18 protein-coding genes and 1 tRNA gene are annotated in these 19,294 nt (G+C 34.1%); 10 read left to right on the top strand and 9 right to left on the bottom strand.

What is annotated here, in order from left to right; translation table 11 throughout:
• The first annotated feature begins 21 nt into the window (after positions 1 to 21).
• The 3 genes from RMA95_RS14115 (at position 22) to RMA95_RS14125 (ending at position 4,359) form a co-directional block, all read left to right on the top strand.
• Positions 22 to 2,559 (top strand): fimbria/pilus outer membrane usher protein, encoded by a 2,538-nt coding sequence (locus RMA95_RS14115; RefSeq protein ID WP_311071401.1) that lies wholly within the window; start codon positions 22 to 24, stop codon positions 2,557 to 2,559.
• Entirely contained in the window at positions 2,556 to 3,575 is a 1,020-nt protein-coding gene (locus tag RMA95_RS14120) for a fimbrial protein (RefSeq protein ID WP_311071403.1), read from the top strand. The genes RMA95_RS14115 and RMA95_RS14120 overlap by 4 nt, the downstream gene beginning before the upstream one ends.
• Positions 3,576 to 4,179: 604 nt before the next feature.
• Positions 4,180 to 4,359 (top strand): hypothetical protein, encoded by a 180-nt coding sequence (locus RMA95_RS14125; RefSeq protein WP_263613549.1) that lies wholly within the window; start codon positions 4,180 to 4,182, stop codon positions 4,357 to 4,359.
• Positions 4,360 to 4,416: 57 nt separating this feature from the next.
• Here the strand turns inward: RMA95_RS14125 and RMA95_RS14130 are convergent, their stop codons facing one another.
• Positions 4,417 to 5,268 carry a LysR family transcriptional regulator gene (locus tag RMA95_RS14130; RefSeq protein ID WP_263613548.1) on the bottom strand — a complete coding sequence of 284 codons (852 nt, stop codon included), beginning with the start codon at positions 5,266 to 5,268 and terminating at the stop codon, positions 4,417 to 4,419.
• 94 nt (positions 5,269 to 5,362) lie between these two features.
• Here RMA95_RS14130 and RMA95_RS14135 point away from each other — a divergent pair, with 94 nt between their 5' ends.
• From RMA95_RS14135 to RMA95_RS14145, 3 genes are all read left to right on the top strand, one after another.
• Positions 5,363 to 6,292: a DMT family transporter gene (locus RMA95_RS14135; protein WP_311071406.1), complete on the top strand. Its 930-nt coding sequence runs from the start codon at positions 5,363 to 5,365 to the stop codon at positions 6,290 to 6,292.
• Between the two features lie 114 nt (positions 6,293 to 6,406).
• The gene (locus RMA95_RS14140) at positions 6,407 to 6,871 is read left to right on the top strand and encodes a hypothetical protein (RefSeq protein WP_004702108.1); all 465 of its coding nucleotides are present in this window, start codon (positions 6,407 to 6,409) and stop codon (positions 6,869 to 6,871) included.
• A 252-nt stretch (positions 6,872 to 7,123) separates the two neighbouring features.
• A complete protein-coding gene (locus RMA95_RS14145; protein WP_311071408.1) occupies positions 7,124 to 8,539 on the top strand; it encodes a cytosine permease in 1,416 nt (471 codons plus the stop codon).
• A 59-nt stretch (positions 8,540 to 8,598) separates the two neighbouring features.
• On the opposite strand, the gene RMA95_RS14150 is transcribed toward RMA95_RS14145, so the two are convergent.
• Complete coding sequence (locus RMA95_RS14150) at positions 8,599 to 9,036, bottom strand: PACE efflux transporter (RefSeq protein ID WP_311071410.1); 438 nt, start codon at positions 9,034 to 9,036, stop codon at positions 8,599 to 8,601.
• 89 nt (positions 9,037 to 9,125) lie between these two features.
• On the opposite strand from RMA95_RS14150, the gene RMA95_RS14155 reads away from it, so the two are divergent.
• Entirely contained in the window at positions 9,126 to 10,025 is a 900-nt protein-coding gene (locus RMA95_RS14155) for a LysR family transcriptional regulator (RefSeq protein ID WP_263613543.1), read from the top strand.
• 591 nt (positions 10,026 to 10,616) lie between these two features.
• Here the strand turns inward: RMA95_RS14155 and RMA95_RS14160 are convergent.
• Positions 10,617 to 11,843, bottom strand: a complete 1,227-nt coding sequence (locus tag RMA95_RS14160) for an integrase family protein (RefSeq protein WP_311071413.1) — start codon at positions 11,841 to 11,843, stop codon at positions 10,617 to 10,619.
• Between the two features lie 158 nt (positions 11,844 to 12,001).
• On the opposite strand from RMA95_RS14160, the gene RMA95_RS14165 reads away from it, so the two are divergent.
• A tRNA-Ile gene (locus tag RMA95_RS14165) sits at positions 12,002 to 12,078 on the top strand.
• Between the two features lie 388 nt (positions 12,079 to 12,466).
• On the opposite strand, the gene RMA95_RS14170 is transcribed toward RMA95_RS14165, so the two are convergent.
• The gene (locus RMA95_RS14170) at positions 12,467 to 13,846 is read right to left on the bottom strand and encodes a hypothetical protein (protein WP_191106512.1); all 1,380 of its coding nucleotides are present in this window, start codon (positions 13,844 to 13,846) and stop codon (positions 12,467 to 12,469) included.
• Positions 13,847 to 13,988: 142 nt separating this feature from the next.
• On the opposite strand from RMA95_RS14170, the gene RMA95_RS14175 reads away from it, so the two are divergent.
• Positions 13,989 to 14,138, top strand: a complete 150-nt coding sequence (locus tag RMA95_RS14175; protein ID WP_191106513.1) for a hypothetical protein — start codon at positions 13,989 to 13,991, stop codon at positions 14,136 to 14,138.
• 60 nt (positions 14,139 to 14,198) lie between these two features.
• Here the strand turns inward: RMA95_RS14175 and RMA95_RS14180 are convergent, their stop codons facing one another.
• From RMA95_RS14180 to RMA95_RS14190, 3 genes are all read right to left on the bottom strand, one after another.
• Positions 14,199 to 14,375 (bottom strand): hypothetical protein, encoded by a 177-nt coding sequence (locus RMA95_RS14180; RefSeq protein WP_311071415.1) that lies wholly within the window; start codon positions 14,373 to 14,375, stop codon positions 14,199 to 14,201.
• 131 nt (positions 14,376 to 14,506) lie between these two features.
• Positions 14,507 to 14,953, bottom strand: a complete 447-nt coding sequence (locus RMA95_RS14185) for a hypothetical protein (RefSeq protein WP_311071417.1) — start codon at positions 14,951 to 14,953, stop codon at positions 14,507 to 14,509.
• Positions 14,901 to 15,209: a restriction endonuclease gene (locus tag RMA95_RS14190; RefSeq protein ID WP_311071419.1), complete on the bottom strand. Its 309-nt coding sequence runs from the start codon at positions 15,207 to 15,209 to the stop codon at positions 14,901 to 14,903. The genes RMA95_RS14185 and RMA95_RS14190 overlap by 53 nt, the downstream gene beginning before the upstream one ends.
• Positions 15,210 to 15,399: 190 nt before the next feature.
• On the opposite strand from RMA95_RS14190, the gene RMA95_RS14195 reads away from it, so the two are divergent.
• On the top strand, positions 15,400 to 16,158 hold the full coding sequence (locus RMA95_RS14195) for a hypothetical protein (RefSeq protein WP_191110139.1): 759 nt from the start codon (positions 15,400 to 15,402) through the stop codon (positions 16,156 to 16,158).
• A 182-nt stretch (positions 16,159 to 16,340) separates the two neighbouring features.
• On the opposite strand, the gene RMA95_RS14200 is transcribed toward RMA95_RS14195, so the two are convergent.
• Together RMA95_RS14200 and RMA95_RS14205 are read right to left on the bottom strand one after the other, a co-directional pair.
• On the bottom strand, positions 16,341 to 17,528 hold the full coding sequence (locus tag RMA95_RS14200) for an SIR2 family protein (RefSeq protein ID WP_191106515.1): 1,188 nt from the start codon (positions 17,526 to 17,528) through the stop codon (positions 16,341 to 16,343).
• Positions 17,529 to 18,383: 855 nt separating this feature from the next.
• Entirely contained in the window at positions 18,384 to 19,247 is an 864-nt protein-coding gene (locus RMA95_RS14205; protein ID WP_311071423.1) for a hypothetical protein, read from the bottom strand.
• Positions 19,248 to 19,294 lie beyond the last annotated feature (47 nt).

Below are 19,294 nucleotides of genomic sequence, written 5' to 3' on the forward strand. Positions count from 1 at the left end.
TTATGAATAGGCATAAAGACTATGTCAGAATGGTTCATGCTCAGCACATGCTTTAAAAAGCGCACTAGTTATTATCTAGTATTAAGCATAGCGATTAATGTGCCCTTAGTCGCATATGCATCAGATAATATGAGTGGGCAAAATATACTAAAAGCAGACTTTGATACTAACTTTTTAGTAGGAAATGCACAGAAAATCGACATTGGTCGATTTAAATACGGCAATCCTATTTTACCGGGCGAATATAGTCTTGATGTATATATTAATGGACAATGGTTAGGTAAAAGAAAGTTTGTTTTTAAAACTACAAGTTCCAATGAAAATGCAAAAACCTGTTTTACCGCAGATATGCTTTTAGAATATGGGGTTAAATCAGAAATTCTTCATCGGGAAGCAAATAATTTACCTACCTGTAGTGATTTAGAAAAATGGGTCAACGATGCTTTTTATCAATTTGATACTTCTCGTTTAAGACTTGATATTTCGATCCCTCAAGTTGCTTTACAAAAAAATGCTCAAGGATACGTCGACCCACGTTTATGGGATCGTGGTATAAACGCTGCTTTTTTTGCATACAATGCTTCTGCCTACCGTATTGTAAGTAATGACCATGAAACAAATCATGCTTTTATGGGTACAAATGTCGGGATAAATCTCTATGACTGGCAGTTACGCCATACTGGGCAGTGGAAATGGCAAGATCATAACGAAATCTCAGAAAAGACTTCTTCCTATACATCAAATAATACTTATGCCCAAAAAGCATTTCCTAAGCTTAATAGTGTTGTTACTTTAGGTGATTACTTTACCAATAGTAATTTTTTTGATGCCCTACCTTATCGTGGAATTAACATATCAAGTGATGACCGCATGCTGCCTAACAGTATGCTTGGATATGCTCCACAAATTCGGGGTTATGCAAAGACCAATGCGAAAGTTGAAGTACGCCAACAGGGAAATTTAATTTATCAAGCTACTGTTACACCCGGAAGTTTTGAAATTAACGATCTTTACCCGACAGGTTTTGGTGGTGAACTACAAGTTTCTATATACGAGACCAATGGAGAGATTCAAAAGTTCTCTATTCCCTACGCTTCTGTAGTAGAGATGCTACGCCCAAAGATGAGCCGTTATTCTTTTACTCTGGGACAGTTTAGAGATGCCAATATCAATTTAAATCCATGGCTGGTACAAGGGAAATATCAAAGAGGCATTAATAACTATTTAACAAGTTATGCAGGGTTTCAGGCAACCGAGCACTACCAGTCTTTTCTCATAGGTAGCGCATTTGCAACTCCAATTGGTGCAATTGCATTTGATGCAACTCAATCGAATGCTGATTTTGACCAAAAGCCTACACTTAAAGGGCAAAGTTACCGTTTAAGTTATAATCGATTATTTACGCCAACGAATACAAATTTAACTTTGGCAACCTACAGATACTCAACCGAAAATTATTTAAAATTAAGAGATTCAATTTTAATTCAAGATTTACAACAACGAAATATCGATAGTTTTTCTGTAGGTAAACAAAAAAGTGAATTTCAGGTCACATTAAATCAAAGTCTTCCACATCAATGGGGCAATTTTTATTTGGTAGGTTCATGGATTAGTTACTGGAATCAACCTCATCGTAATCAACAATTTCAATTTGGATATAGCAATCAATTTAGAGATTTAACCTACAGTATTTCCGCAATGACTCATGAGCTAGACTTAGAAAATCAACGGTCAGGTCATGAAACGCAATATTTATTGTCCCTATCTTTTCCACTTAAAATTAAGAAAAACACAATTAACTTTAATAGTTCTATTTCAGAAGATAGTAAGACTTTAGGGATGAGCGGTTATATCGGAAACCGTTTTGAATATGGCTCATCCATTTCATATCAAGATCAAGGTCAAACCAGCGCAAATATTAATGGTACCTACCGGACCAACTACACAACTGTAGGTGCATCATTTAGTCAATCCGACGCATATCAACAGGAAATGGTCAATTTAAACGGAAGTGTAGTTGCCCATTCTAAAGGTCTTTTATTTGGACCAGATCAAGTGCAAACCATGGTATTGGTCTATGCACCCGAAGCCACCGGTGCGCGAGTCGGCAACACGTCTGGTCTAAGCATTAATAAACAAGGTTATGCAGTTATTCCTTATGTTACCCCGTATCGTTTGAATGACATTAGCCTTGACCCTCAAGGAATGCCATCAAATGTTGAACTTTCAGAAACAAGTCACCGTATTGCACCTTATGCAGGATCAATAACCAAAGTCGATTTCTCAACAAAAACGGGGTACGCACTCTTTATTAATACCCAAACGCCTAATGGTGGTCATCTGCCATTCGCGGCACAAGTTTTTAACCAGAATAATGAAGTGGTTGGAATGGTAGCTCAAGGTAGTCGCATTTATTTACGTACTCCTCTGACCCATGATCATCTTTATGTGAAATGGGGAGAAAGTAATACCGAAGAATGTCAACTTGAATATGACATTCAATCAAAAATCTCACAGGAAAAACAATCAATTATTATGACAGAGGCAATCTGCAAATGAAAAAAATGCTTATACAGAGTGGCTTATTAATCACGAGTTTCTTTATTTATAACCAAGCCTATGCAAACTGTACTTTAAGTAAAGGTTTTACCACAGTGGATATTCCAATAACGATTGGTACTATTGTAGTTCGTCCGACCGATCCAATCGGGACAGTTCTACAAAAGAATACTTTTACCATTTCACCCAATAATTCTACTGCAACGTGTAACCGCCCCGGTGACCAAATTACAGCGGCTCTACCTCTAAATTATCCAATTAGTCCTATAGGCAATAATGTTTATGCTACAAATATTCCGGGTATAGGCATTCGAATTTACCGTGAAGTAACAGACTCTTCAAACGCTTCTGGCTATTACCCTTATAAACTTACATTGACGCCTCATACAACATATACACTTTCTCCAGGTTATATTGTCTTGGAAGTAATTAAAACCGCTGCCACTACAGGTTCTGGAGCATTAGTGGCTGGTCGTTATAGTACTTATTATGTAACAGGACAACAAAATCGCCCGTTCTTAACAACCACAGTATTAGGAAGTGCACCTATTCTCATTGCATCATCATCTTGTGAAATCCAAAATGGCGTAGATACGGTTGTCGAACTTCCTACTGTGACAAAATCAAGCTTTAGAGCTATCGGATCAACTCAAGGCGAGAAAAACTTTAACCTATCCATTCTGTGTAATGGTGGCGAAAATAACTCGGGTGTACCTACAAGTAACACATTAAGTTTAAGCTTTGACTATAATTCTGACACTTCAAACAGTCAGGTCATTAACAACAGCGCTGCTGAATCAACTAAAGCAAACGGCGTTGGTGTAGAGCTTCTATGGAATATGAACGGTGCAAACAACACGATTCAAAAAGGAAATAAACTAGGGATTGGTACTGTAGGCTCTAACCAAACCGTTCAATATGATGTCCCCTTAACTGCACGTTACTACCAAACTGCTGCCAATGTCACCGCTGGAGAAGTCAAAGCTAATGCCACAGTCACGATTCAATATGATTAGAATAGTTTTGGTACATTCTAAGTAATGACTCTGACCGGAACATAGTTAGATATATTGAATTAAAAAATTGTAGGAATAATTTTTAATTAATACTAAAAAAATAAATTTTAATATGAATTGTTTTTTAAATTTTACTAATAAATAAGCTAAAAAAATGCTCATAAGCGAATAAAGCTCATGAGCATTAGTGATAACCACTTAACCTGAAATACAAATTGTGGGAAATAGATCACAATTTGCATGACTATAATTTCAAAATTTAGCTTAAATATCAAGTCTTTTTTTTAACAAAAGTTTGATAAAACCATTTAACCGGTTAATTTTAAACAAAAATTAATTGAAAATAAAATTTAGACTTCCTATTCTACAGGCTTTCTAAAGAATTATCATTCTATTAATTAAGAAAATATGAATTTTATAGAGATTAATGTGAAATATAATTAAAAAATCTCTCAAGTAGATAGTTTGACATAAAAGCAAACCTTCATAGTATGTAACTCCATAAATTATAAAGCTTTACATAACCTATAAGAAAAAAAACATAAACAAATCTAGAAATATTCTTCAATTACAGCCTAACTTCAAGTTTTTACTATAAAACCGCATGCTTATTTTTTGGAAAATCTTTTGTATTTTATTATTAAGTTTAGGGGCTTTCGGAATTGGTATAGGTATTAGTCATTTAGATTTTTTCTTATTTTTTATTGGATTACTTTTTCTACTATGCTTTTTTCTAGCTTTAAAACAAGCACGAGAAGATGCAGGGATTTTTCCCGACGAATAAAGAATCTTTTTATTTGATAGATACATAAGGAAAAACAGAGTTAAAGAAAATTTAAAATTAAACTCTAAATGGTTCAAAACAATTTAAAAGAAAATCCATCACTACCCTTACCACAGGACTACTCCGTAGATCTTCGTGTATGACCAACCAAATTTCAGCGCTCATCGGATCATTATCGGGTAATTTTATCAAATTGCCTTGTTGACCTAAAAAGTCAGGTAGCACAGCTAAACCTACTCCCCCACATGCTGCTCTCCATTGCAACTCAGGATGATTAGTAACCATGAGCGGATCTTTATTATTCAATTTCTCTTTTAATTTTTGTTGTTTCTGTCCATGTACACCACCGACCTCCACACTAATCCACTCATAATTTTCTTGGTTCGTTGAAGCCAAATAACTTGGAGTAGCATATATTCCAAAAGGGATTTCTCCGACTTTACGAGCAACTAAATATTCATCTTTAGGTCGCCCAAACCTTACTGCAATATCAGCCTCTCTATGCTGCAAAGATACATAATGAACATCTCCAAGTACACGCAGTTTTAATTGAGGATAATGACGATAAAACTTTCCGAGATGAGGCATGATTAGATGAGCAGCCGTTAATGGAGGCATACTAATAGAAACAGTCCCCGTAACCTCCTGCTGTCCAGCCAGAGCAAGCCGCTCAATAGAAAACGTCTCTTCCATCATACGTGCCACTACTTGGGCAAGCCGCTCGCCTTCCGATGTTAAAACGTAAGTGCGAGGTCTACGATCGACTAATTTTAATTTTAAATTCTGTTCTAACTGAGCGATTCTTCTTGCAACAGTGGCATGGTCAACCCCTAACTTTCTTGCCGCAGCTGAAAGTGATTTTTCTTCAGAAAAAACTGAAAAGTAATGTAAATTTTCCCAATCTATCATTGTGCAAATTTTCACATCAGAGATGAATTAATATGGAATTGTACACCTTTAAGTGATTACTCAGAATAGAGACATTCTTTTTCGGAGCCCTATCATGAATAAAACGATGGTTTATGCCTACACAGGTGTTGTAATAACGATGCTTTTTTGGGGCTCAGCATTTAATGCGATGTCTTATATTATCCAATCGATGCCTCCTCTTTCAGCAGCAGCTGAACGTTTTACGCTTGCAAGTCTTGGCTTATTTATTGTTTTTGCGGCCATGGGAAAATTGCGTTGGAACGTTTTACGACAGAATTTATTTATCTATCTGCTTATTGGAATTATAGGTATTGCTGGTTTTAATATAGGCTGCTTCTATGGCTTACAGACAACATCAGCAGTCAATGGTGCTTTAATCATGGCAACTACGCCATTGATTACTCTACTGTTAGCAATTTTGCTTGATGGAGAAAAATTAACACTTCCTAAATCTATTGGTGTTGTATTTGGTTTAAGTGGTGTCCTTTTTGTTATTAGTCATGGACATATTTCAACGCTACTTCATTTAAAAATAGCAATCGGTGACTTATTCATCTTACTCGGTGGTATCAGTTTTTGTTTAGCCAACGTGTTATCACGCCGTTATGTAAAAAATGCTACGCCTTTAGAAACTACCACTTTCTCTATGTTGTTCGGTGCTTTGACTTTAATCATATTAAGTCTAATTTTCGAACATCCATTTAAAGCAGTTGTTATGGCACCTATTACTGCACACTTGGCAATGGGTTACGTCATTATCTGCTCTACCATGATTGCTTATTTATTTTGGTTTAATGGCATTCAAAAACTAGGCGCAGGCCGAGCATCAATCTTTTTTAATTTTGTTCCAGTTTTTAGTATGTTGGTGGCACTGTTGGCTGGTCAAGCTCTTAATATCTGGCAACTTATAGGGACTGCTTTAGTCATGCTAGGCGTGCTAAGTAGTGGAGGATTTATTCAAATCAAGCGTCCGACACTTATGGCTAAGCCTTGTACGAAATAGTGATCACACAAATTCATCTTAATTATTGCGTTGTAACAAAGAATGTATGTTTCTTTAAAACTTAACAATTGGTTGCCATATATAGTTTTAAAAACACAACAAGGAGAAATTAAGATGAATTTGGATTTTACAACAATCGAAAAACAGGCCAAATTGCTAAAAGAAGAGCAAGAGAAACTAGAACAGCAAGATCATGATTTTCAATTAGCCTTAGACAAGCACAGAGAATCGTTAAAAGATTTATTTAAAGAACTGTTTCACGATCGTGAAATTAAAACAGAAAAAGGAGGCCAATTTTGTGCTGTATTTGGTGACTTTAAAATCTCTTTACTCATTGAAACTGCCAAGTTTGAAAATGGTGTACCCGTTAAATTAAACTCTGTAAATCCTATTATTGTTAAATTTAAAAAAGACAAACCTGTTGCGAAAGCCCAATTTTCCGATGCAACTCAATATCTCGATAGTGCTTTTGAAACACCGCATTATCAATACTATTATAAGCATGATGATAAAACTCAATTAGTTCAATTTTCAGAACTACCTGAATTTTTTCAGACCATTCTTGATGCTGAAGTCTGACTATCTGCCCTCATTGGAGGGCTTTTTTATGAAATTAACTTTTTGATTAAACATTTTCATACTTATAAAAATGATTATAGCCCCGTTGAATTTTCCATTGTATTTAAACTTATAGACGTAAAAATTTTATAAGAGTGATTTCACTGACCCATTGCTTCTTTCTAGAATTACTTGTATATACATGTTTGTATTTGTTTGTACAAAATAGACTCAAATAAAAGAAAAGCTCTTAAAGGATAAGGAGAGTGTTATATGGATTCAGCAACAGGAACATCTAAAAATAGGTTTGTTGAAAACCGCAGTATTGACTTTATTCCTGAAAATGAAAGACACGGCAGTATATTCGCCCAATTTACCCTTTGGTTTGGTGCTAATTTACAGATTACAGCGATTGTCACGGGTGCTTTAGCCGTCGTATTAGGCGGTGATGTGTTTTGGTCAATCATTGGACTATTTATTGGACAATGCTTTGGTGCGGCTGTTATGGCTTTGCATGCAGCTCAGGGACCAAAACTTGGCCTTCCCCAAATGATTTCGAGTCGGGTGCAATTTGGAGTCTATGGCGCATGTATTCCTATTATTCTGGTTTGCCTGATGTATATTGGCTTTACCGCAACTGGTGAAGTACTCGCAGGCAAAGCACTTGCACACCTTACACAAGTCAGTAATACAACAGGTATTTTAATTTATGCTTGTTTCATTATTACATTTGCAACGATTGGCTATCGGTTAATTCATTGGGTAGGAAAAGTAGCAAGCATTATCGGTTTAATTGCTTTTGTTATTATTCTTACTCAAATTTTGGCCCTCTCGAATTTTTCAGAATTGCTTGCTGTACGCCACTTTAGCTGGTCATCATTTCTATTAGCAGTTTCTCTTTCGGCTTCTTGGCAAATTTCATTCGGGCCTTATGTTGCCGACTACTCGCGTTATTTACCAACAAAAACCTCTTCAACTCGGGTATTTTGGGCAGTTGGTCTTGGCTCTTTGATCGGTTCACAAATTTCCATGACACTTGGTGTATTAATTGCTCAGGTCTCAAATGGTAGTTTTGTTGGTAATGAAGTTCAGTATGTTGTAGGTATGAATCCCATCGCTCTCATCATTACTTTCTTATATTTTAGTATTGCTTTTGGGAAGGTCACTTTATCGACACTCAATGCTTATGGCAGTTTTATGTGTATAGCGACTATTTGGAATAGCTTTAAACCAACTGGACAAATTTCAAAACTAACCCGACTTATCATTGTTCTTGCAATGGTTTTAATCTCGACGTTAATTGCAGTTGTAGGTGAACATACTTTCTTAAGTGCATTCAAAGCTTTTATTTTATTTCTTCTGACATTCTTCATTCCTTGGAGTGCAATTAATTTAGTTGATTATTATTTTATTTCTAAAGAAGAATGTGATGTAGACGCACTATATGACCCGAATGGAAAATATGGCCGCTGGAACACCATTGGTATTAGTTGCTATTTTCTTGGAATATTACTTCAGCTTCCCTTTATTGACAGTAAATTATACAAAGGACAAATTGCTGAGATATTAGGTGGTATTGATTTATCATGGTTAGTTGGATTGTTATCGACTGCAATTTTATATTATGTACTAGCAAAAAGAGCTCAAATAAAAGTTTCAAAAAATCTTGAGCTTGAACAAATTAAATAATTTCAGGTGAGATATCAAAGTTAATAGATCAATACTTTGATATCTCTTTGAAATTTTGTCTATTCTTGAATAGGCTTAATCTGTGCAGAAACAGGTAATCCGAATAATTTATCGAAGGTCCAGTTAAATATAAATGTATAAATTGGAATGATGATAATAAAGGCAACATCTAGCCAGAATGCTGCAACGAGAGAAATATCCATCCACCATGCAATAAGCGGAATTAAGAATATCACTAAAGTGATTTGAAATCCGATCGCGTGTACGATTCTACGTTTAACCGTACGTGACTTATTTTCTTGGCGGGCTTCCCATTTTTCGTAAAGAATGTTGTAAATAAAGTTCCATGTTACCGCAATGGTCGTAATCATGACTGAGAGCGGACCAGTATGCTCTACACTATCGCCAGCGAGAAGAGCTAAACCAACTGATGAAATCACCATTCCAATAATTTCATATGAGGACACATAAACAATACGACGCTTTAAACCTTGCATAACCAATCATCTTTTCTTACTTCTTTTTATTTTAGTTTCAGTTAAAATCACACATAAAGTTAACAGCTTTCAGTTCTACTGATATCAAAATGAATTTTAATAGCGAAAATATAGAGCTTTTCTTAACTGTATTAGATACAGGATCTTTTTCGGCAGCGGCGCGTAAGTTAAATCGAGTACCATCAGCAGTGAGCATGGCTGTTGCCAATATCGAGGCAGAACTTGGTTACCCCCTGTTTGAACGTACTCACCGTAAAGTTATTCCTACTTCGGCAGCTTTAGCATTAGAGCCTCAAGCAAGAATTATTGCTGAGCAACTTAGGCTATTAGGCACCCATGCCTATGAACTTTCATTAGGGCTTGAAAGTAAACTAAAAATTGGTGTTGTTTCAGATGCGAATACCGATTTACTTTTTAAAGCCATAAAGAAACTGGCTGACAAATTTCCCTTACTTAACATAGAGATTATTACAGCTCCACAAGACGATATTCTAAATTTGCTCTATACAGAAAATATTAGTCTTTGCCTTGCAGGTTCAGATCTCAATATAAAAATGCGTGAAAGTTTGCAATTGGTGATGAATGAAACTCTAGTCGCCACAATTTCTGCTCATCATCCACTTTTAGAACAAAAGAATAAGTTAATCTCTATCGAAGAATTAATTAATGTTCGGCAAATTGTGGTTGCAAGTAGTGAATTAAATATGCAGGACTCACGTTCCATCGTTGGGGCCATGTATTGGAAAACCAACAGTTTACAAACTGCCATTCATATGGTCGAGGCTGGTTTGGGATGGGGAAATTTTCCTTTATCTTTAATAAAAGAAAAAATTGAGCAAGGACATTTAGTTCAACTAGATTTTAAAAATACAAAAAATCATTTACCTCTATCTATCTATCTCATCTGGCTCCAAGATAAACCCTTATCAAAAGCAGCAAGAGAGCTTGTACAAATTATTCAAGCAAACTTATCTAATGCTGCTCATTAAAAACCGCCATATAGGCGGTTTTTCAGTGCTTATTTAGATTTATCAGCTTCGGCTTTATCATTCTTATATTTATAACAATAGCCAAACATTGCACCTGCACTGAAGAAAAACATTGCTTTTAACATGATGACACTCCTATGCCTCGTTTAGTGAAAATTAAACTTAGCATTTAGGTATGTTTCACTTTGACTACTATTTAAATCAGTTTTGTTCATAATGAAAATTTACGTGTCAATTTTTTTCAATTTATTAAAAAAACACCTAAAAACTATTTAATTGATTTTATTAAATTAATTTTTTAAGAGATTTAGACTTTAGTTATCATTTAAAAACAAAGCAAAAAGCCTATTCATAGCGAATAGGCTTCTTACTGTATTTCAGGACTAAGCAATAATAATAATTATCAAAAATACTCCACTACTGTATAAATTCCAAGTGTTTTAGTCAAGTATAAAATTCATCAATTACAAATAGTTGTAGGAAGTGTGAAAGAATAATCATTCTGTGTTTTACAGACAAAACTTACTATAAAATTACACTAATTTTAAAAGAGAAAGTCTTCTCATTTTTAGTTTAGAAAGTTCAAAATTTTTATAGATGGGTAGTGATAGATTTAATAAATTCATCTCTATAGGTGCCAAGAACAACTTGTTCTACCCTATTCATTCTATTGCGCATATCGTGAGCCACATTGATAGATTCTGGCATTTTCTCTTTCTCATCTGCCTTTCTAATAAATAGTGGTTTATCACTTAAGTGATCTACAACAAAATTAAATGTTCTACGTAAATCTTGAAAAGTAAAAGTGATATTACACTGCTCCTCTATTTTTTTTCGGAATTTTGAAATATTAACAATATGTCCTGTTTTAGACTTCACAGATGGGAACACCCATTCTTCCCTAATTTTCATTTTACGTTTTTTCATTAAATGCCAAAGGAAATCACCCATATAAATTTTATAGCGCTCATTATTATAAGTATTTATAAAAGAGAGGCTACCTTCGTCCAAGTCTAGATCTTCCCAACGTAAACATTCACACTCATTTCTAAAGAGCCCTGTTAAAACAAGTGTTAATAAAAAGTCCTTATTTGTTTCATTTTCTTGGCCCCGACCTTGATATTCAATAATTGCATGGACCCATTTTGTTAAATTTTCTCTATCAATATAATTATTTCGAGGTGGAACCGCTTGCCAAAGTTGTTTCGAATTTAAAAAAGTAACTGGGTTCATCATAGGTATGACTGTTTCTTTATTTTTATCTTGATAATATTTAACCGAAAAACAATAAACAGCTCTCAATACCCGCATAGATAGATTCGCTTTTGCATAACTACTTTTAGATAACTGGACATACTTATCTTCAATCATCTGTTCAGTAATATGAATTAGTTTAAGCTCCCCCCAGTCTACTAAGTATTTTTCTATGACTTCTTTATAGTCAACTAATGTCCTTTCTTTTAGGTTATGGTGATTTATATAAGTCTGGAAAGCTTCATTTAAGTCGGGCTGATAATTTTTCTTATCTAAATTATTTTTTAATATTTTATTATTCTTGATAGTTGAATGTTTGGGATCAGATAAATCTTTTAACTTTTGCTGGGCAAGTATACGTGCTTCTTCGAGTGTAATGTTTTCGTAGTCTCCTAATTTACAACGTATTGATCTACCTTTTACTTTCTTCTCTACAATATAGGTTTTATAGGAATTATTTACACGAATAGCAAAGCCAATAATCTCACTGTCGCGATAAATTGCTGGAATGAGTTTAAGTTGATCGATAAATGGCTTAGTTAGCTTTACTCGTGAAGTGCTCATAAGCTAGAATCCCTATCGCTTGTGATAATTAACAATATAGCAAAATATTTTTCAGGTCTACTGCGCCTACTTTTGAAAAATACTTGTGTTTAATAAAAAAATTGATTAGTATTGCAAGCACTGAAAAGCCTTGAGATTAAAAGCTTTTCTTACTTATAGGGCCTATAGCTCAGTTGGTTAGAGCAGCGGACTCATAATCCGTTGGTCCACAGTTCAAGTCTGTGTGGGCCCACCAAATTCGAACCTCGTAATTCTTTGAGTTATGAGGTTTTTTAATGTCTTCTATTTTCAGAACATTAGATTTTTCGGCCTATTTTGTGGTCCATCCGTTCGATAGTCCGTTGGTCTATCTTCAACATGTAAATGCATTCCCCAATTATCGTTTTCAAGCTCTTCGTCTTTCCACTCGATTTACGATGAAGATGATTTATCTAGGTCATCTAGGCGTAAAGCATGTGGAAAATGAAGAGGCTTGGGGGAATTTGGAGTTTCTGCTGTTTACCTGATTTCTCTTCTCTACATAGCGTGTTTCTGATTAAGGTGTGGTGAGTTTTGCTCGAAAATAGTTTATGCAGAGATCATACTAGGTATATCGTTATTAATAACTACTTAATAAATTGGAATCAATCATTAAAAAATATTCGTGAAACTATCGTATAATTTCTCTGCCTATTATCAATTACTTTTTTATCAAGATCATAAAAATAATGAGAAACTTCATATTTAGAAAAGTCCTCAGGATTTAAAGGATTTTCCGCAAAGGGGTTATGGTAAATTTGTAAACCATCTAGATGAGTCTCGACATGTTTATCATTTGGAACTAAATCAGTTCTTAGCCCTTGTTTAGAATCAAAACGACTTACTCTGACTGTTCCTTCCATGTTTGATTGTACAATTGCCTTAGAAACGGTCGCAGTAGTCGAAAATATAATAGCACTAATTTCTTTATACTTTTGATTCGTAAAAATACCAAGTTCTAGTATTGCCCCATTTTCTTTTGAAATAGTGGGTGTAAATTCTACTTCACACACTAACTCACCAAACTGATTTCTAGTACGCCGCACTCCTTGCCCATATAGTACACGAATTATAGCTTCATTATTTTGTATGAAAAAATTCGGTTGTTCAAATGGTGCTAAAGCAATAATGTACGGATTTCCTTCTACATGTGATAGTGAAGAATAATAATTAAGATATCTTTTATGCTTAGAATTCAATGAATTTAATATACGAATACATGAAAAATTTAGAAAGTTCGAACGGTTCTTTAAATTTCTCTTACTGCTCCACTCGGGCTCTGTATTATCTGCCTTATTAGCAGTAACTGCCTCTATATTTAGAGTACGCCCTGTAATCGTTTTTACTGTAAAATCTGGACTTTGTTCAGAAAAATCAATCTGCATTCCAAAATCTCTAAAGGCCTGAAAAAGATATAACTCCCAGAATGTAGAATTAAACGTACTTTGAAACTCTTTTTTAAATTTATTATCTCTATCTATAAATCCAATAGCCCATTTGTTTATAACCTTTCTAACAGCACAATATTTATCATCTAAAAGTGCTACGAAATTTGGGTTTTTTTCTATCCCGTTAATTTCTGGAAAAAATAAGTCTATGTAACAAGAGTTTTTATCAGTTAGATCATTAGTAAAATATCGACCAAATTTATAGTGAGCTAAAATATACTCAACTATTGAAATACGTAATGAGGCTATAACTTCACTATTTATTTTTTGACTTAATAAAGCTAGACATATATTGACTAAATATTGTTGTGGTCCACCAGGTCCATCAACATCACTCCAACTTCTTTTCATTGCATCTTTATATTCATGATGTTCTATATAGAAAGTAGAAATTCGTTGATGAACGAAATCTACAGGAGAGTTTCTGGCCGCCTCTAATTCTTCTAATATAAATTGCCATGCAACATCTTTTGGGGATTCTTTATTATTGATAATCTCTATCAAATCTTTCACAGCTTTATCAATTATTCGTTGCATTATTTCTTCCGTCTAGATGATCTTTAATATAAATTTTATCAGAAACTTAAAAACAAAATTTTCTAAAATTAGTATCGACTGTATTTAGAATAATTTTAAGGAAATATTATTTTCATGGTCTTTAACCAATAAAGGAGTGACCATGAAAAAATACTCTCCAAAACTAGATATTTTATCTCAAGTCATTGAAGTTCTTCCCTACCCTCAATGCAAATCTATAGCCAAAGCGATTCGAGTCTGTAATGATGATCTACCAACAAAGCTTTGTACTGTTGCTCTTGTATTTATCTAAATGGGAGGAACGCGATGATTATCCTGCCTCAAAGTATCGCACTTTGTTTAATAAAGTGGTTTATATCCGTTCTAGTTGATATGTCTCTGCTATATCAAAAAAACCATGCATTCCAACGGTTAAGATAGCTCCATTTTTTAATAGCTTTTCATCAGAAGGATTTTTTTCTTTTACTGTTTGCCATTCAGGATATTCTGCTTCTTTTAATTTTGAAACTAAAAAACTTTGGTCATTCACATAATCAACTACAGACAATGCATATAAGTAATTATTACTTCTATCTATAAGAAGTGGTGACTGATTTATTTTTAGTGAAACTGTGAGGACTATCTCAGGAATTAAAAGAATTACATCATCTTTAAGTACTTCTAATGGTTCTGAAATTTCAAATTAAGAACTGTTCTAACATATCTAGTACATTCCTCTCCATTATTTATTAAAAGAGGATTATCTTGATATTTAGCTAAAGCATCTTCAGTATAAAAATTTAATAATTCTTCAAGAGTTTTAAATTTTTCCTTATGTTTTGAAAGAATTTGACTATGTTTTTCTTGTGAATCAGAATCAATATGAATTTCTAAATTTAACTCTTTCTGACTTTCTTTTAAAAAGACAGCCTGAGTTCCTTTCGGTTCAACAGTATCAATTGCCTTTTGAATAATTTGGAGGTTTAGATTAATTATTCTACCAGGATTTCCCCATGCCTCATCACTTACCTCTTTAACAACAAATATATTTATACCTTTTGATTGAGCATAGATTTCAGCTCCTTTCTGATATCCTTTTGTTGTAAAAAAAAACCCCTTTTGAAGCATTTAAATCCAGCATCCCTGCATATAAAACATCAATATTTGCTCGTTCAACTTTTTTATTCCAAAGCTTGCATTCGACTAATGTTTTATAGTGATATGGACCATGTGAATGCTCCAATAAAACATCAATTTGTCTTGTAGCACCTGATTGCCCAGTCAAAGTAACGTTATGTTGAACCTTTAGATCTTCACGTTGATGTATATCTTGTATTAATTTTTCAAATCCGCCCCAATCTTTAACTATCTCACTAACTTTCATTTCAAAATCTCCTAATTTTTTAATATTTATGAATAGAACCTAACTCATTTTAAATCACTTATAGCCTTATCTACAATAACTGAGCGAGTGTCTACCAGTGATTGAGCAGTATAAAAAATACCCCTCATATCTTTTTGAAAATAACTATAATCAAATAATTCAGGAGCATTAAAAATATGTTGGAGTATCTATGAGAGTTTCAGAAAAAGTATCTCATTTAATTGAAAAAGGTAAAGGAGTATTAGCATCGCATAAGCCTAATCCTCCAAATGTTATAGGTTTTCCAACTTGTGATACAGGTCTATTCACAACTTGGAAAACACAATCTTTATCATTTCTAGAACGTCAGTTTTCATCAACAAGTCCTTATTACATAGAGTTTCAAGATAAGGTACAACGACCACATAGAGGCTCAATTAGTACTGGAATAGGTGTACTTGAAGCTGTGAGAGAAGAAATAGAATCAGGTGATATTAGTACAGCGTCTGATACTATAAGTCCAATTCAGATAATTCGAAATATATGTGATCGTTTTCATCTAGTAGCTAGACAATTACGTACACGTTATAGTGATAGAGAGACTATTGATATCCAAGATGAATATGATGTTCAAGATCTCTTTCATGCTTTACTTCATTTAAATTTTGAAGATATACGCCCTGAAGAATGGGCACCAAGTAATGCTGGGAAGTCAACAAGAGTAGATTTTCTTCTAAAGTCTGAACGAATTGTAGTGGAAATTAAAAAAACTCGTAGAGGACTTGGCTCAAAAGAGATCGGTAGCCAGCTTATTGAGGATATTCATAGATATCAAACCCATCCTGATTGTGATGCATTGATTTGTTTTGTATATGATCCTGAAGGGCGTATAAATAATCCTAGAGGGCTCGAGGTTGATTTGAATAAAGATACTGATAGTTTAATAGTTCAAACTTTTATTCGACCATAAAGTTAAATTAAAAGTCTCAAGCATACGGTTACAATATTGGTATTTATACACATAGGATATATGAATGACTTAAATAATTTAAAAGATTCATATTTAATTAATTCAATATGAATCTTTTTGAGGTGATTTAAATCTAGGAATTTATTGTCTGAAATTTAAAATATTCTTAACCAATAAGTAGATTAGTTTAATTTGATCTGGTTGAGTAGATCATTAAAATCATCATTTTGATTTAGAAAAGATTGAAACCCGCGTTTCCAAACTGCTGCATTATTCTTTTTAAAGATGGTCCAATCATTCCACTCTTGTTGGTCAGATGGGCATCCAAACACTTCGATACGTAAATCATGAGTTAATGAGATTTCTAAATCACTACCAGTCCCCATTTCACCATCTTTCCAATAACCCACAAAAACAATAGGTGTTTCTGGATTAGCAAGTCGCGCTTCAAGAATCCATTTATTGATATGTAGATCCGCAAGACCTGAACCTATTACGAAAATAACATCTGCTGCCATCGCATCTCTTGAGAATTCAGAATAATAATAAGCATATGGGGTTTGTTGTAATCGCCCCAGTTTTTCTAAACCTGTAATGATAGAGGTTCGTTCAATCGTTGAGCCATCCATACGCGGTACGCCTGAAGCGGTAATAAAAGCATGCCTTAATGCTTCACTGGTATCTTCAAACCATGTGATATCACCAATTTCAATTTCAGGGGTGAAAGGAGGAGGAAAGCCCATATGAACTGAACCGTGTAAGTAAAAAAGACTTGGATCATTCCAGTGTTCAAAAAATGATTTTCCATCAAATAAATTCAAATCACCAAGTTTTCGAGTAAAACCTGTGAAGTACTTCCCTTCAGTTGCTTTATGGATAAAGTTGTCATAATTGGTGGTATAAACTCGGGGGACATACTGTTGCTGAACTTTGTCAAAAAAGTTTTTAAGAGGTGCTAAATCAATCGTGTTAGTGTCACATACCATAGACGCTTGGGTGTAAATAATTTCAATAATCGCTTTTGTTGCGCCTAAGATTTGTATTTGACTAAATGTGTGTTGTGTTTCAAAGAATGGAGCCATGACTGGCGAAAATTTGGCTATGGCCCCTTCAAAGTAATGATGTGCATTCAGCTCATGCAATGCATGATAAATACGTTCAAAGTGTGCATCACCTTCATTTTGATAATATCTTACAAGTGTATCTTTTACGTAGTTATAAACTTCGGTGATACCTTGTTTTTTGAAGTAATCATTATTGTTGATTTTGTCAGTGATATCATTGGTAAATGCACTGGTAATGGGAATGCCATATTCAACGGATGCACCTGCACCCATAACAATTAAAGCTCTTTGATTTGTTGTATTCATTTTAATTTCTCAAGTAGGAAAGAATTTTTAAGCGAATTATTATTGGTGTTTTTATTGCTCAAAGGAAGTAGTTATCTGCTCTTTTTATTTTGCAGTACTATTATTCATTAATTTACGTCAAAAGGAATAAGTGGTGGAATCACATATAATTCCAGCGATATTTCCACCACCTATACCATAGAGCCAATATAATTAGTTGTAAAGTTATCAAGAGACTGGCCTGTTTCTAACCCTAGAACAGGCTTTTTTATGTGCTTACTTATTCGTAGTGGTTTAAGTTGATTGCCGCCAACATACTCTTGTAGCTAAATCAAATGACTAGGATCTTTGCGGTCTATAAAAAATCTTTGCATTTCTGCGGTCTATCTTTGCGGGACGGTAGTAGACAACGGTCTTTTTGAGGTTTTCGTGAGTTCTTTACATAAAAAATAGCTTATTATTCTATACGTAGAAAAACTCACATTTGGCTCATCTTCGTTTTAGAAAAGCCAAAAGCCTTAATTTTCTTACACTTTCAAATTTATTTGCGGTCTCTTTGCCTCTATTCGCTTCAATCATTTCCATGAAATACAAACAATTGTTTTGTATAATAAAAATGAAAGAAACTGTCTCCGCTCATAATCCGTTGGTCCACAGTTCAAGTCTGTGTGGGCCCACCAAATACAAACCCCAAAAACCTATAGTTTTTGGGGTTCTTTAATTTTACGCATCTTAAATTACTGCTGAATATCACTACATTATTCAAAAATTGGTCGCTTAAACTTTAAAAGATCTTTTCCTATTTCCATATTTTTAAACATTCCCTTTAGTATTTATGATTGTTATAAATTATTGAGTTAATTATTTAATATATTCTTAAGCCAGATTCTGTTTAGGAATTGATTTCGAGTTTTCCATTTGAATATCCCAAAACTTTTCCCATAAATCACAATATTCAAGACATAAGTTTTCTAAATGAACATAGTCTTCTTCTGTACAAGCTTGCATCAAAATAAACCATAAATCTTCTTCATGATCATCATCTGCTGCCTCAGCAGTTTCATCTTCGGATACACCATGAACATGGTAATACCCACCGCCCTCAACCTCTATACCAACAGCACTGGTTGCTCTTCGCAAAGGCGGACTATATAAAATAACTTCTTCTTCGGCTACTGCCAGTAAAGCGGAAACAGCTTTATAGTCGTTATAAGAGTTTTCTAAAAATTCTCTTACTTGATGTGCAATGCTGGTTGGTTTATAACTTCGGCGCTCTTCCTCAGTTACCCCAAAATCATTAAGCACATCTTCGAATAATGGATAATGAGCATATTCAGGGTTTCCCTGATAGTAACCATCTCGGTCAGCTCCGGGTCTAAATCCAAACTCATCAAATATATTCAGACTTAAAAGAAAACGTGGGAACATTTTTGCCCCTGCATGCAATCTAGGCTCTAATTGCTTTGTTTGATACTGAGCCATTAATAAAGCATCTGTGAATGTTTGTACGATTGCATGGCGATATTCCAAATGAATACGCTTTAAATTTTCTTTATTAATCTCTCCATTATTTAAAGTTTCAATTGCAGGATGATGAGATACCGGATGCTGCGCAATCTTCGCTCTTAATTGAGTTAAAAAGTTAAGATTTTTATCCCAAAGTTCAGCTGAAATGCTTTGTTTCATCCCTGCGAGTGCCTTTTTCCTAGGATTATTAAAGTTCTCAAATTTTTTAGGCATAATCCACGCTCGTTAAACTTATTAAAGTTCTTTGGTTTTCCATATTT

Source organism: Acinetobacter sp. V110_1 (assembly GCF_031798975.1).
GTDB lineage: Bacteria > Pseudomonadota > Gammaproteobacteria > Pseudomonadales > Moraxellaceae > Acinetobacter > Acinetobacter nosocomialis_A.